12 protein-coding genes are annotated in these 14,558 nt (G+C 64.9%); 8 read left to right on the forward strand and 4 right to left on the reverse strand.

Annotated elements, in window-relative coordinates; genetic code table 11:
- The 3 genes from ACOJTD_RS18970 to ACOJTD_RS18980 form a co-directional block, all read left to right on the forward strand.
- On the forward strand, positions 1 to 484 hold a 484-nt coding region (locus ACOJTD_RS18970), incomplete at its 5' end, for a triose-phosphate isomerase (RefSeq protein ID WP_420134423.1).
- Positions 485 to 660: 176 nt separating this feature from the next.
- Positions 661 to 1,050: a preprotein translocase subunit SecG gene (secG, locus tag ACOJTD_RS18975; protein WP_420134424.1), complete on the forward strand. Its 390-nt coding sequence runs from the start codon at positions 661 to 663 to the stop codon at positions 1,048 to 1,050.
- Between the two features lie 166 nt (positions 1,051 to 1,216).
- Entirely contained in the window at positions 1,217 to 2,848 is a 1,632-nt protein-coding gene (locus ACOJTD_RS18980) for a CTP synthase (protein ID WP_420134425.1), read from the forward strand.
- A 307-nt stretch (positions 2,849 to 3,155) separates the two neighbouring features.
- Here ACOJTD_RS18980 and ACOJTD_RS18985 read toward each other — a convergent pair whose 3' ends face one another.
- Together ACOJTD_RS18985 and ACOJTD_RS18990 are read right to left on the reverse strand one after the other, a co-directional pair.
- Complete coding sequence (locus tag ACOJTD_RS18985) at positions 3,156 to 5,777, reverse strand: CHAT domain-containing protein (RefSeq protein ID WP_420134426.1); 2,622 nt, start codon at positions 5,775 to 5,777, stop codon at positions 3,156 to 3,158.
- Positions 5,778 to 5,887: 110 nt separating this feature from the next.
- Positions 5,888 to 6,199 carry a PAAR domain-containing protein gene (locus ACOJTD_RS18990; RefSeq protein ID WP_420134427.1) on the reverse strand — a complete coding sequence of 104 codons (312 nt, stop codon included), beginning with the start codon at positions 6,197 to 6,199 and terminating at the stop codon, positions 5,888 to 5,890.
- 212 nt (positions 6,200 to 6,411) lie between these two features.
- On the opposite strand from ACOJTD_RS18990, the gene ACOJTD_RS18995 reads away from it, so the two are divergent.
- The 5 genes from ACOJTD_RS18995 to ACOJTD_RS19015 all read left to right on the forward strand — a co-directional run bounded on the left by ACOJTD_RS18995 (position 6,412) and on the right by ACOJTD_RS19015 (position 10,815).
- On the forward strand, positions 6,412 to 7,269 hold the full coding sequence (locus ACOJTD_RS18995; protein ID WP_420134428.1) for a hypothetical protein: 858 nt from the start codon (positions 6,412 to 6,414) through the stop codon (positions 7,267 to 7,269).
- A gap of 143 nt (positions 7,270 to 7,412) precedes the next feature.
- A complete protein-coding gene (locus ACOJTD_RS19000) occupies positions 7,413 to 7,739 on the forward strand; it encodes an NIPSNAP family protein (protein WP_420134429.1) in 327 nt (108 codons plus the stop codon).
- Positions 7,740 to 7,865: 126 nt separating this feature from the next.
- Complete coding sequence (locus ACOJTD_RS19005) at positions 7,866 to 8,732, forward strand: VOC family protein (RefSeq protein WP_420134430.1); 867 nt, start codon at positions 7,866 to 7,868, stop codon at positions 8,730 to 8,732.
- Complete coding sequence (gene kdsA, locus ACOJTD_RS19010; RefSeq protein WP_420134431.1) at positions 8,729 to 9,592, forward strand: 3-deoxy-8-phosphooctulonate synthase; 864 nt, start codon at positions 8,729 to 8,731, stop codon at positions 9,590 to 9,592. Before ACOJTD_RS19005 ends, kdsA begins: the two co-directional genes overlap by 4 nt.
- Positions 9,592 to 10,815: an MFS transporter gene (locus ACOJTD_RS19015; RefSeq protein WP_420134432.1), complete on the forward strand. Its 1,224-nt coding sequence runs from the start codon at positions 9,592 to 9,594 to the stop codon at positions 10,813 to 10,815. Before kdsA ends, ACOJTD_RS19015 begins: the two co-directional genes overlap by 1 nt.
- On the opposite strand, the gene mdoH is transcribed toward ACOJTD_RS19015, so the two are convergent.
- Together mdoH and ACOJTD_RS19025 are read right to left on the reverse strand one after the other, a co-directional pair.
- On the reverse strand, positions 10,812 to 12,935 hold the full coding sequence (gene mdoH / locus ACOJTD_RS19020) for a glucans biosynthesis glucosyltransferase MdoH (RefSeq protein WP_420134433.1): 2,124 nt from the start codon (positions 12,933 to 12,935) through the stop codon (positions 10,812 to 10,814). The two genes, ACOJTD_RS19015 and mdoH, sit on opposite strands and share 4 nt — an antisense overlap.
- Complete coding sequence (locus ACOJTD_RS19025) at positions 12,923 to 14,434, reverse strand: glucan biosynthesis protein G (protein ID WP_420134434.1); 1,512 nt, start codon at positions 14,432 to 14,434, stop codon at positions 12,923 to 12,925. Before ACOJTD_RS19025 ends, mdoH begins: the two co-directional genes overlap by 13 nt.
- Positions 14,435 to 14,558 lie beyond the last annotated feature (124 nt).

Here is a 14,558-nt window from a genome sequence, read left to right on the forward strand (position 1 = left end):
CCGGGCCATCATCGTCGGCCATTCCGAGCGCCGCGCCGACCATGCCGAGACCGACGCAATCGTCCGCAGCAAGGCGCAGGCAGTATGGCGGGCAGGGCTGGTGGCAATCGTCTGCGTCGGCGAGACGCAGGGCGAGCGCAATGCCGGCCATACGCTCGATGTCGTCGCCGGTCAGCTCGCCGGCTCGTTGCCGGACGGTGCGACCGCGGCGAATCTGGTGGTTGCCTATGAGCCGGTCTGGGCGATCGGCACCGGCATGACCCCGACAGTCGAGGATGTCGAGGAAGTTCATGGCTTTATCCGCCAGACCCTGACGCAGCGCTTTAGCGTCGAAGGTGGGCGCATGCGGCTGCTGTACGGCGGCTCGGTGAAGCCGTCGAATGCCCGGGAGCTGCTGGCCGTGCCGCACGTCAACGGCGCGCTGGTCGGCGGGGCCAGCCTGAAGGCGTCGGACTTCCTTGCGATCGCCGCCGGCTGCCCCTAACTGAGGGCGAACCAAAGGCTTTATCGGCTGCGGTCTGGGGCCGTCCGGGGGTGACAATGCCCCCGGCGATCGTGTACAGACCGCGCGACTTCGTTTGATCCCGCAAGCCTGTCGAACAGCTCGCGCCGGCGCCATGCCGGCCTTTCGGCGGTCCGGGCTTGTGATGGAAGGGTGCTATGCAGACTGTCATTATCGTCATCCACCTGATGTTGGTCCTCGGCCTGATCGGCGCTGTGTTGCTGCAGAAGTCCGAAGGCGGCGGCCTTGGCGTCGGCGGTGGCGGCGGTGGTGGCTTCATGTCGAGTCGCGGCACCGCGAATCTCCTGACGCGCACCACTGCGATCATGGCGGCGGGGTTCTTCGTCACCAGCCTGCTGCTCGGCTGGCTCGCGACCTACAACCGCAAGCCGACCTCGATCCTGCCGACCGCCGTTCCGGCCCAGACCGCGCCGGGTACTCCGGTGCCGCCTACCTCGCAGGGCGGTGGTCTGCTCGACAGCCTGAAACAGTCGGACCAGCAGCAAAGCCAGACCCCGGCGGCTCCAGCTCCGCCGCAGTCGAAATAAGCATTGCCGGCATGCATCGGCGGAAGCTCGGACAACGTCTGAGCCTCCGCTCGTAATTCTATGACGGCGCTGAGCTTTCAGCGTCACCCACAGGCGTTTGGAAAACTCCCCGCGGGATGCGAATCGCTTTTGCGAATCGGACCTGGGGCCTTAAAGGTAAAGTCCCATGGCGCGGTACATCTTCATCACCGGCGGCGTGGTCTCCTCGCTCGGCAAGGGTCTGGCTTCAGCGGCACTCGGTGCCCTGCTGCAGGCGCGAGGCTACAAAGTCCGCCTTCGCAAGCTCGATCCCTATCTCAACCTCGATCCCGGAACGATGTCGCCGTATCAGCACGGCGAAGTGTTCGTGACCGATGACGGCGCCGAGACCGATCTCGATCTCGGCCACTATGAACGCTTCACCGGGCGGCCTGCGACAAAGCAGGACAACATCACCACCGGTCGGATCTATCAGGACATCCTGACCAAGGAGCGCCGCGGCGACTATCTCGGCGCCACCATCCAGGTGGTCCCGCACGTCACCAACGCGATCAAGGACTTCATCGTCAGCGACAATGACGGCTACGACTTCGTGCTGGTCGAGATCGGCGGCACCGTCGGCGATATCGAGGGCCTGCCGTTCTTCGAGGCGATCCGCCAGATCAAGAACGATCTGCCGCGCGGCGACGTGATCTACATTCACCTGACGCTGCTGCCCTACATTCCGAGCGCCGGCGAGCTGAAGACCAAGCCGACCCAGCATTCGGTCAAAGAGCTGCGCTCGATCGGCATCCAGCCCGACATCCTGCTGTGCCGCACGGATCGCGAGATACCCAAGGAAGAGCGGCGCAAGCTCGGGCTTTTCTGCAACGTCCGTGAAAGCGCGGTGATCGAAGCGCGCGACGTCGACAATATCTATGCTGTGCCCGAGGCGTATCACGCCGCCGGGCTCGACGACGAAGTTCTTGCGGCATTCGCGATCGCCGCCAAGGGGCCGCCGCAGCTGGCGCGCTGGCACGAGATCAACGAGCGCGTCCGCAATCCCGAAGGCGCCGTGACGATTGCCATCGTCGGCAAGTACACCGGGATGAAGGACGCCTATAAATCGCTGATCGAGGCGCTCTCTCACGGCGGCATCGCCAACAAGGTGAAGGTCAATCTCGACTGGATCGAGAGCGAGGTGTTCGAGAACGAGGACCCGGCGCCGTTCCTCGAACACGTCAACGGCATCCTCGTCCCTGGCGGTTTCGGCCAGCGCGGCGCCGAGGGTAAGATCGAGGCGGCGCGTTTCGCCCGCGAGCGCAACGTGCCGTATTTCGGCATCTGCTTCGGCATGCAGATGGCGGTGATCGAGGCGGCGCGGAATCTCGCCGGCATCGAGCACGCCAACTCGACGGAGTTTGGCCCGACCGACGAACCGCTGGTTGGCTTGATGACCGAATGGATGCGCGGCAACGAGTTGGAGAAGCGCCACAATGCCGGCGACCTCGGCGGCACGATGCGGCTCGGCGCCTATCCGGCGACGCTTAAGCGCGGCAGCCGTGTCTCGGGCGTCTATGGCGGCGCGACCGAGATCTCCGAGCGGCATCGACACCGCTACGAGGTGAACACCGCCTACAAGGACCGGCTCGAGCAGCACGGCCTGCGCTTCTCCGGGATGTCGCCGGACGGCCTGCTGCCGGAAATCGTCGAGTACGAAGAGCACCCCTGGTTCATCGGCGTGCAATTCCACCCCGAGCTCAAGTCTCGCCCGTTCGAACCGCACCCGCTGTTCGCGTCGTTCGTTGGTGCGGCGCTGGTGCAGAGCCGGCTGGTGTAGTCTCTGGAGAGCTATTCGGGCTCCGGGCTTAGGTTTCGATCTGCTTAGTTGGTACTCCACTTTCGTCATGGGCGGGCTTGTCCCGGCCACCCACGCTGTTTCCCCATCTCAGTCAGCAAGGCGTGGATGCCCGCGACGAGCCCGGGCATGACAGCGGGCAAGTGCATTCGACGCACGCCGATTCCTCATCCTGAGGATCCCGGCGAAGCCGGGCGTCTCGAAGAATGGGCCGCGGGTACGTGCGGCCCGTGGTTCGAGACGGCGCTACGCGCCTCCTTACCATGAGGTTTCGCGTGCAGGATCAGTCTCAATTCTCGAACAGCACGAACGCAGCCCATACCGACGGATCTTCGGCGGCTTTGATCTTGCCGTGGATCGCCTCGATGCGGACTTTGCGCAGGGCGGACGCGTAGTCGAGGTTTTCGTCGGCGAGTACCTGGTACAGCCGCGCCATGAAGTTGGCGGTACCTTCGTCGCTGACTTCCCATAGCGTCAGCAACGAGCGCCGCGCGCCGGCAATCGCCAGAGCGGTCGGCAGACCGCGGACGCTGCCGATCCGGCTCGGGTCACCGAGCGCGGTTTGACAGGCCGACAGCACGACGAGATCGGCAGCCGACAGATTCCAGTCCATCAATTCGCGGGCATAGATCACGCCGTCCTCGCCGTCGCGGCGGGGCGGGCGACTGAGCTCCGGATGCGCGGCGACGAGGCCGCTGCGCCACAGCGCGTCGGTGCGGTCGGTCGCGGCCTTGTAGAAACCGTGGGTGGCAAGATGCAGCAGTGCGGCGCCTTCCGCCTTGCCGCGGATCGCGGTTTCACCGGCGTCGCCGGTCATCTTGATGCTGGCGATGTCGCGGCGCTGCAGATCTGGCGCGATGCGGTCGATCTCGGTCTTGGTCGAGGGCAGTTGACTGGCGGCGCCGGCGTAGTTGAGCCCGCCGACCAGCACCGCTTTGTTGCCCGCGACGAGTTTGTCGTCCTGGCTCGCGAACACGATGGCGTCGGCACGGGTCAGGATGCGGGTATCGTAGATCTCATCGAGATAGTGGCCATTGCCGTCCTGCAGCATCGCGAAGGGCAGGCTGTAAAGGTCGGCATCGGGGACCAGGAACAGTCGCGTGATATTGGCAAGCTGCGGCTTGAGCGGGCCGATGAGCGTGTCGTAGAGCCGCCGGAATGGCTGTCCGCGGTCGGCTTCGTCAACGCTCGGGGCGGTGAAGCTCTCGAGCAAGCCGAGGTCGATCGCCTGGGGCGGTGTGCCGTGACGATGAAGCACCGCCTGCAGCCGCGCGGCCGGTTTCGGCTCCATCGGATTGACCCGGCTGCCGCGACCGCTGACGAAGAAGTCGACCAGTGCGTCGCTGGCCGCCAGCTTATCGTCAATCGCCGGCAGTTTCACATCCGCGGTTGGCTTTGCGCCGGCGCGTGCGGCGAGGTCCTGCCGCGCCTCACTCAGCCGTTTCAGCACGTCGCGGGCATCGTCGTCGAGCTTGCCGGACGACAGCATCTCCTGGCGCTGGCCGGACAGCCTCAGCACCGTGCGGGCCAGCTCGCGCGTCGGCTCGTCCGGCAGGCGGTCGAGGGTAAGCCGCAGCAGCGTGCGCTCGCCGTCTTCCATTGTCTTCCAGCGCGAGACGGCATCCGCATAGGCGACCGCAGCCGCCGGATCGATCAGCGCGGAGCGACCATATTCGTAGAGAATGTCGTCGGCAAGTTTGCGCATCGTCTCGGCGACATAGCGGTTGCCGGCGGTGCCGACCTCGCGCAGCATCCAGCGAAACGATTGCTGCTCGAGATCCTTGAAGGTCGCCAGCGCATCAGGATCACCGCGCTTCAAGCGCGTCACCGCGACGCCGAGCAGGGCGTCGAACGTAATCGGATGCTGGCGAGCAATGGTTTCTTGCGAGCGGTGATACGCGTCGATCCGCAGCGCGAGCGCACGCGCGCTGTCGCCGCGACGCTCGTAGTGGTCGGCGGCGAGCTGCGCGGATTTGATGCGGAGCAGGTCCGGTGCGCCGTTCCAATCTTTTACCCGCGCCATCGCTTCGAGCTCGGCCGTGCTCAGCGCGCGGTCCGGATGGAAATACGCTTTGGCATAGGCGATCCAGGTGTCGGCCTGGGCGACATGCTCGGAGGTCGGGTCGGCGAGTTCTGCGGCGCAGCGCTTCTGTAGCGCCAGTGCCTGCATGGTCTCGGCCTCGTTGCCCATCGCCAGATGATCGAGCGCGAGATTGCTGGCGCTGACCAGCGCCTGGATGCTGCCGACTCCGTAATGCGCGATGCGCTTCTTCAGCAGCGGCGCGTCGATCCTGGCGGCGAGATCGGGGTGGCCGACCATGCGCAGCGCTTCGGCGTAGTTGTTTTCGGTGCGCCAGGTCAGCGGCTCCTTGTCGCCGAGCGCCTGGCGGGCGCCGACATAAGTCTCTTCGGACAGATTGAGGCCCGCTGCCACGGCGCCGTTGTTGGTCAGCAGCGTGGCGAGGATGTCGCTGCCGGCGATGTCCTGCGCGGTGTTGGGGCCATAGCTCTCGCGCATGCGTTTGCGAGCCTCGACCGCAACCGGAATGCCTTGCTCGTATTGGATCGTGCGCTCGAGGAAACGGGCATATTCGAACCACAGCGTCGTGGCGTTCGGACTGTTCTGACGCCCGGCGCGGCTGTTTGCGGCTTCGGCAAACAGCTCCGACGCTGTCGCCGTGTCGCGTCGGCGCTCGAAAAAGGTAACGGCGTTGAGATAGGCCTGAATCGTCAGTGCATCATAATTGCTGTCTCGTACTGCGCGGAGCGCCGCAGTGAGACGCTGACGGCCGCCGTCCCGGTCACCCGCCTGCAGCGTACGGAACGCGTCGTTGATCTTCGCGACCAGCTCGCGCTCCGTCGGCGCACCGCGCTGTTGCGCGCTGGCGTCTGCGATCGTGAGCGCAGGCATTGTGGGCGTGACGATGAGGGCGGCGAGAACGAGGGGGGCAAAACGGGATTTCACTGCGCGGTGTAGCCTGAACGGAACTGACATGACGACCAGGTGAAGGCGCGCGAACGCTACTTGCAGCCCGAGGTGGCATCGCCTGCGCGTGCCATCGGTTTGCCGTTGATGAAAACGTTGCTGCCGCCGCCGATGACGGCTCCGCCGCAATTGGTCTTGCCGCCCATCACCGCGGCCGGCTTGCCGTTGATGAACACATTGCTGGAGCCTTCCACGATCGATCCATCGGAAGTCGTGTCACCCGCGCGCGCCGCCGGCTTGCCGTTGACCGTCACGTTGTCGCTGCCGCCGGTGACGACGCCCGGCGTTTGTGCCGCCGCCGGACCGGTGGCGAAGATCAGCAGGGCGAGGGCAGGGATCATTCTCATCATGGGCTCCATCCAGACTGCAGCGAACGTATGTCGTCTTCAAGGTAACGGCTGACCAGCAGTTGTGTCGCATCCTAGAAGAGCGGTTCGAATTTTCACGATGTTGGAACGTCTGTTTGTCACTTCCCGGACAGACATTCGATCGAGGGTGGATGATGCTGCTGACGTCAACTAAAACGTGCTAGCAACGCAGAGCGATCGAGGGTCCCGAAATGGCACAGCCGGTCACGCTGTTCGCATGGGCGATTCCCGCATGGGACTCGGAGTCGCCCGTCGATCACACGTGGGTCACCAGCTACGACAATCGCATTCACGCTTATCCGACGATCACCGAGGTGGTCGGGGATCATCAGTTCTTCTGGTACTGCTGGGGTTCGTTTCATGCGGTCGGGGGCACACCGGTGAACAAGAGCGGGGCGTTGGGACAGCAGCCCGGCGATCTCGCAGTCGCGCAATGTCTGGTCCGCCCCAATCTCGATTCGCGGACCACCTCGCTGGCGCGCGGGACGATCTATCACTACGGCGTCGATGGTGTTTGCCACCAATTGGCCAATCAGGTGTTGTATGCGAGCGGGCTTGGCGGCGTGACGCCGCTGACGGTGCATAACGCCCGCGGCTATCTGCTGAGCAGCTTCATCTACGGCACCTACGGGCTTCAGCAGACCGCGTGGTCGAGCAAGATTGCATCCTGTACGGCTCAACAGTTGGCCGCAGGACCGGGACGACCGGAGGGATTGAGGATGTCACGCGACGAGCCGGTGCCCGAACCCGACGAATTCGAGAAACGGGCAGTAGCGCTACTCGCCGGTGAGCCGGCGAAACTCGGCCGGCTGCTGCAGCTGCGAGCCGAGGTCCAGCAATTCGCCGCGCGCGCCTGGCCCGGCTCGGGTCAGCCGAGCGCCCTGGCATTGAATACGCGTAATCAGGAACTGATAGACGAAGCCGCAAGGCTGCTCGGGCCTGAAGCTTTCCGGCAGCTGTTCGGAGCCGACCCCGCTGCCAAGGTCAATCTGGTCGATCCGCACATCGCCAACTCGGCCGGCGAAATTCCGCCTCCTAAGCTGCGATAGACGGCTTTTCAATCAGTCGTGGCGGCCTCGCGCGCGCATGCCATGCGGCGGGCGCGGTGCGGCCCGCGTCCGGGCCGCTTTGACCTTCTCGCCAATTGTTGCCACAACACGGCACCCGCCGCAGCGGTGACAGGAGGCGTTGCATGATCTACGAGTCCCGGACGTATCGCTGCGTCCCCGGCCGGCTGCCCGCGCTGCTGAAGCGGTTCGAAACGGTCACGCTGAAGCTGTTCGACAAGCACGGCATTCGCCCCGCCGGCTTCTTCACCACGCTGGTCGGTGCCTCCAACCAGGAGCTCACCTATTTTCTGGTCTGGGAAAGTCTTGCGGAGCGTGACCAGAAGTGGACCGCGTTCGTCACTGATCCGGAGTGGCTGAGTGCTCGCGCGAAGAGCGAGGAAGACGGCCAGATCGTCGACAACATCGCCAACCAGTTGCTGACGCCAACGGCTTTCTCGACGATGAAGTGACGTGCTGCCATGGTCCGCGTGCTAACTCCCAAGCAAAATGAAACATGCAAGCTGTTCTGTAGGGCGGAACACGGCGCGCTGTCTCATGTCGGCCGTCGAACGCTGATGTTGGATAACTAAGTAACCATGCCCGAAGGCCTCGATCACATCGTCCATGCAGTGCGCGATCTCGACGCGGCGGCCGAGACGTATCAGCGCCTCGGATTCACGGTCGGTGCGCGTAACCGACATCCCTGGGGCACGCATAATCGTATCGTGCAGCTCGACGGTTTCTTCGTTGAGATCCTCACTGTCGCAGAGCCGGAGAAGATTGAGCCGCACCGTTCCGGCGCGTTTTCATTCGGCGCTTTTCAGCGGGATTATCTGTCCAGCCGGGAAGGGTTGTCGATGCTGCTGCTTGCCAGCGCCGACGCGGCGGTCGACGCGCGGACCTACGCCGCGGCCGGCATTGGCGACGACGGTGTGTTCACCTTCGAACGGCAGGGGCTGCGGCCGGACGGCCGTGTCGCCGAGCTTGGATTCTCACTGGCTTTTGCTCGCGAGCCCCAGTCGCCGAGCGCTGGCTTTGCGGTGTGTCAGCATCACCATCCTGAGAACTTCTGGAATTCGGCGTTTCAGCACCACGCCAACGGCGCCCGTTCGGTGAATGGAGCGGTGATGGTGGCGGACAGCCCGACCGATCATCATATCTTTCTGAGTGCTTTCACCGGGCAGCGCGACCTCCACGCGACCTCGATCGGTGTGACGGCGCGGACGCCGCGCGGCGACGTGGCGATTGTGGAACCTGTGTCTTTCCACGATTTGTACGGAGTCCGCGTCGCTGCCGATCCGGCGGGGGCGCGGTTCGCCGGATTGCGCATTGCGGTTGAGGACTTGGCCGTGGTTGAACGCTTGCTGCAAAACACACTCTCGGCGGCGCGCCATGGCGGCCGACTGGTCGTGCCAGATCTTTACGGCGCGACGTTGATCTTCGAACAAGGAACGGTCCGTTGAACAAGAGCATTGCGCCCGCGCCCGTCGTGGCCGCGGGGAACGTCAAATTCGGCAACGCGCTGCCGTTGTCGGTGATCGCCGGTCCATGCCAGCTCGAGAGCCGCGCGCATGCGCTGGAAGTCGCCGGCGCTTTGAAAGAGATCGCCGATCGGCTCGGCATCGGCCTCGTTTACAAGACGTCGTTCGACAAGGCCAACCGCACCAGCGCGGCAAGCGCGCGGGGCATTGGCCTGGACGCGGCGCTGCCGATCTTCGCGGAGATCCGCGACAGCATCGGACTTCCGGTGCTGACGGACGTACACGAGGCCGAGCAGTGCGCGCGTGCCGCTGAGGCCGTAGATATTCTGCAGATCCCGGCGTTCCTGTGCCGGCAGACCGACCTGCTGCTGGCCGCCGCCGCGACCGGCAGGGTGGTGAACGTCAAGAAGGGCCAGTTCCTCGCGCCCTGGGACATGGGCAATGTGGTCGCCAAGATCATCCATGCGGGCAATCCGAAGGTGCTTGTCACAGAGCGCGGCGCCTCTTTCGGCTACAACACGCTGGTGTCCGATATGCGCGCGCTGCCGATCATGGCGAAGACCACCGGCGCGCCGGTGATCTTCGACGCAACGCACTCGGTGCAGCAGCCGGGCGGCAAGGGAACGTCTTCGGGCGGTGAGCGCGAATATGTGCCGGTGCTGGCGCGCGCCGCCGTCGCGGTCGGCGTGGCGGGGGTGTTCATCGAGACTCATCCGGACCCGGATCACGCGCCTTCGGATGGGCCGAACATGGTGCCGCTGCGCGAATTCGAGGGGCTGTTGCGGACCCTGATGGAGTTCGACGCGCTCGCCAAGAAGCGTCCGGGCGCCGGCACGGTCTGATGAGGCAAACTGGTGGCAGGGACGCTCCGGCGGGTCTGCCGCCTGCACTGAACATCATCGCGCTTTCGGGGTTCGCAGCCAGCCTGTCGACGCGTGCGCTCGATCCGGTTTTGCCGCGCATCGCATCCGAATTTACCGTTTCGATCACGACAGCCGCCGGACTCGCGGCGGTCTCCGCCTTTACCTTCGCAGTGGTGCAGCCCGCCATCGGGGCGCTGGCCGACATGTTCGGCAAGGCGCGGCTGATGATCGTCTGTCTGGCGCTGCTCGGCTTGTCCAGCCTGCTTGGCGCGATAGCGACATCGTTCGAGCTGCTGTTCCTGTGCCGCATTCTCGCCGGCATCGGGGCCGGCGGGGTGTTTCCGGTGGCGCTGGGACTGACCGGCGATCTGGTCGGACCGGAGCGGCGGCAGGTCGCGATCGGCCGCGTGCTCGGCGGCTCGATGACCGGCAATCTGCTCGGCGCGACAGCGTCGGGCGTGATCGGCGACGTGCTCGGCTGGCGCGGTGTGCTGATCGTGCTCGGGCTGCTGGTGATCGTCGCCGCGCTGGCGGTGGCGTTCGGCTTCCGCGGCAAGCCGATCAGTGCCGGCGCACCGATGGATTTTGCCGGACTGCGCCGCAGCTATCGGACCATCTTCAGCAATCCCAACGCAGCGATCTGCTTCACGGCGGTGCTGATCGAGGGCACCTGTGTGATGGGCACATTTCCTTACGTCGCCGCGTTCCTGCACGAACTCGGCCAGGAATCGCTTGCGATCGCGGGGCTGGTGATCGCGGGCTTTGCGGTCGGCGGGCTGCTCTACACGCTCACCGTGGGGCGGCTGCTGCCGCGGCTCGGCGTCAACGGCATGATGATCGCCGGCGGCGCTCTGGTCGGCCTGCAACTCGCGATCATCGCGTTCGGCCCGCCATGGCAGGCGCAGGCGGTGTGTTTCGTTGCCATGGGCATGGGCTTCTACATGCTGCACGGGTGCATCCAGGTGTTCGCCAGCGAGCTCACCGAGACGGCGCGCGGCACTGCGATGTCGCTGCACTCGTTCTTTTTCTTCATCGGCCAAACGACGGGACCGATCGCCTATGGCTTTGGATTGTCGCACGCCGGCAAGGTGCCGACGATGCTGATGGCGGCGGCAACGATGCTGGCGCTCGGCCTGGTTCTGGCGCGCATCCTGCGGGCTCGGCCACCGGCGGATGCGATCCGCGCCACCCCGGCGCTCTAGTTCATCGACAAGAGGCGCTTCAGCGTCTCGGCATCGCCCATCAAGGCGCGCTTCTCGCGCAGGCCCAGCCAGCCGGCCGCCTCTTCGTAAGTGTGCGCGTCGTCGATCAGGGCGCGCGCGACTGCCAGATCAGCCTCGACACATCCACGCTTTCGCGCCGGATGCCGCGCCAAGCCGGCAAGGTGTACGTCTCGGAGCTGCAGCTGGCTCCGCAGCGCGTCGAGCGGATCGCGGACGCAGACCTTGTCGTTCATCGTCGCGGCGATCTCCGAAACACGCTGCAGAATGGCAGGCGGATCCCGATCTTCCGGCGTCGCGAGCAGGCCGTCTCGTCGCCGCGCGGTTCGCGTCGTGATCAGCGCGACTGGAATGGCCAGGATCAGGCCGAGGATCACTGGCGTCATCCAAAGCAGCAGCGGCCAGGAGACCAGCCACGCCCCTGCCGCCATCAGGAGACCGAGCATCGTCGGCATGGCGTAACGGCGTACGACCTCGCGAAGCGGGATTGCGCCGTCGCCCCGGTGCTGCACCTGCCAGCCGGCGTCGCGCCCCATCAGAATGTCGGCAACCGCCGTCGATTGAAACACCATCATCACCGGTGCGGTGAGCGCGGACACAATCGTCTCGACCACGACCCCGCAGACAGCACGCAAGCCGCCGCCAAATCGTCGTCTTGCGTCCGTGCGGACCAACACCAGCATCAGCGCAAGCAGCTTGGGCACGATCAGCAATGCGACGGTTGCGCCGAACACCCAGGCGGCGCGGATCGGGTCCTGAGCCGGCCAATGCGGAAACAGCGAGAATGCATTGGGGAAGTATTCGGGGCGCACGAACTGAGCCTGCAGCGAAATCGCGATGCCGGCTGTCAGAAACAGCAGCCACATCGGCGCGGTCACGTAGGCGCCGATGCCGGTGAGGAAATGCAGCCGCGAGACCCAGTGCAGGCCACGCGCCGGCAGCAGTCTTGCGTGCTGCAGATTGCCCTGACACCAGCGACGGTCGCGGGCGGCGAAATCCAGCAGCGACGGGGGACATTCTTCGTAACTGCCGGACAGCGTCGGCGCCATATGGATGCGCCATCCGGCGCGGCGGAGCAGGGCGGCTTCGACGAAATCGTGACTGAGAATGTCGCCGCCGAACGGCTTGCGGCCCGGCAGTGTCGGCAGACCCGCGCTAGCGGCGAAGGCCTCGACTCGAATGATGGCGTTGTGACCCCAGTAATTGCTTTCGGAGCCGTACCACCACGCCACGCCTGCGGCGATCATCGGTCCGTACATTCGGCCGGCAAATTGCTGGACGCGCGCGAACAGCGTCCGAGCGTTGACGATGACGGGCAGCGTCTGAATCAGCCCGACCTCGGGATGACGCTCCATCGCAGCGGCGAGCCGGACAAGGGCATGACCCGTCATCACACTGTCGGCGTCGAGCACCACCATGGAATCGTAAGCGGCCCCGAAGCGCGTCACCCAATCCTCGATGTTGCCGGATTTCCGCGCGCGATTGTCCGGTCGGTGGCGATAGAACAGGCGCTCGCTGCTCTCGGCGAGAGCGAGGAAACATTCTTCCTCAGCGGCCCATATGGCCGGATCGGTCGAGTCGCTCAGCACGAACCAGTCGAATTGTTCTCCCTGGCCGGTGAGATCGACGGAGACCCGTGTCGCCTGCAGCCGCGCGAACACGGTGTGCGGATCCTCGTTATAGGTCGGCAGCAACATCGCGACGCGATGGCGGGCCTTCGGCAGCGGGCCCTCCGCATCTACGCCGAGCGCGTCGCGCCAACCGCAGCACAACGCCGTGAAACCGGCCACGGCGGAGACGAACGACAAGGACACCCAGGCGAACAGCGCAGTGAACAGCGCCAGAATAATCCCTTCGAGAATCGTGATGCCGCCGATCTTCAGCACCTGAACCATCTCGTAGACGCCAGCCGCCGTCAGTGCGGCCGTTGCGAGCATGATCAGAACGCGGCGCCATTCCGGGCTACGCACGGCCGCGCGAACGCCAGTGCGCGGCCGCAGTTGCGACAGCGATTGCGTCGGCATCGCCAGAGGCGCATCGGCAGGCAACGGATCGAGCAGCAGGCGGCGATCGTGCGCGTGCGGCCGGATCACGTTGTCCATCGATAAAGCCAGACTTCGGTGAGCGCCTGGTCGCCCTGCATCAGCGACGCACGTAGTTCGACGGGAGGCGGAGCCGACATCAGATCGAAACTGAGCCGCCAGCCACCCGAGACGGGATTGCTCTGCACGACGATGTTGCGGATCTCGCCCTTGTCGGCCGACACTTCGCTCCGAACGAGATCGAGATCCGCTTCGTTGAGTTTGTCGCCCTCGATATCGAGCACGAAGAGGCGGTGATTGTCGCCGCGCACGCTGATGCCGGTTCGGGTGAACCGCGCCAGCGAACTCGGCTTTGGCGCGTCCGGTCCCCAGTGCAAACGATAGGTGTAGCTGTGCTCGCCTTTGGCGCGCAGCGGCACCTTGGGCTCCCAGAACGCGGCGATGTTGTCGTGGACTTCCTCGCGGGTGGGGATCTCGATCAGCTTGACGGCGCCCTCCGTCCAGTCGCCGATCGGTTCGGCCCACAGGCTCGGACGAAGATCGAACCGGGACTCGAGATCATGATAGGCGGCGAAGCTCTTCTCGCGCTGCATCAGGCCGTAGCCGCGGGGATCGCGATCGGCGAACGCGCTGATCTGCAGATCGCGCGGGTTGGAGAGTGGTCGCCATAGCTGTTCGCCGCGACCGTTGAACACCGCGAGCCCGTCGGAGTCGTGCACGGCACTTCGGAAATCCGGGATATCGCCATGATCGTTGGGGCCGAAGAAGAACATGCTGGTCATCGGCGCGAGGCCGACATGTTGCAGATCGACGCGCGGATACAGCACCATCTCGACATCGAACACCGTCGTTTCACCGGGCCGGATGGTGAATCGATACGCGCCGGTCACGCTCTTGCTGTCGAGCAGGGCGTGAACGACCACCGACGATGCTCCCAGTGCCGGACGTTCGAGCCAGAATGTTTTGAACAAAGGAAATTCTTCGCCGGACGGCTGCCCGGTGTCGATCGAGAGTCCTCGTGCCGACAGGCCGTAACGCTGGCCCTTCGCGACCGCGCGGAAATACGCCGCGCCAAGAAATACGCAGAACTCGTCATGCCGGTGCGGATCCTGAATCGGCGCATGAATGCGAAATCCGGCAAAACCGAGCTCGGCGTCGGCGGCGGGCGCCGGAGTCTGGGCGAAGCGGAAGTCTCCGGCACGATAGGGAATCTGCCGCGTCCGTCCGTCGGCCACTTCGTAGATCGTCACGCGGTTCTTGTAGAGAAAACCGCGATGAAAGAACTGCACCTGAAACGGCAGATCTTCACCTCGCCACAACGCCCGTTCAGGATTGAACTGAATCGTCCGATAGGCGTCATATCCGAGGTCCGAGAGCGAAGCCGGAAGCTGGCCGTCTGGTGGCTGGAAGGGCTTGCCGGCGAGGTCGCGCGCCAATTGGCGAACGATCCACGGGCTGAAGGCATCGGACGGATCGGACGCATTGGCTGCGCTCTTGCCCGCTTCCGAATGCAGCAGCGGCAAGGCCGCAAGGCCGGTCAAAACTTGCCGCCGGTTCAAGATCACGCTCCGCATGGAAAAATGGATGAAGGTCAGCCAACGTCCTCGTGCCCGAGGGGTTCCTGCAAATCGAGGGACGGAACGTCGCAGAGAGAGATTGGGGGCCAATCACTTCTTCACGCAT

It is taken from the genome of Rhodopseudomonas sp. (assembly GCF_048594845.1).
Lineage (GTDB): Bacteria > Pseudomonadota > Alphaproteobacteria > Rhizobiales > Xanthobacteraceae > Rhodopseudomonas.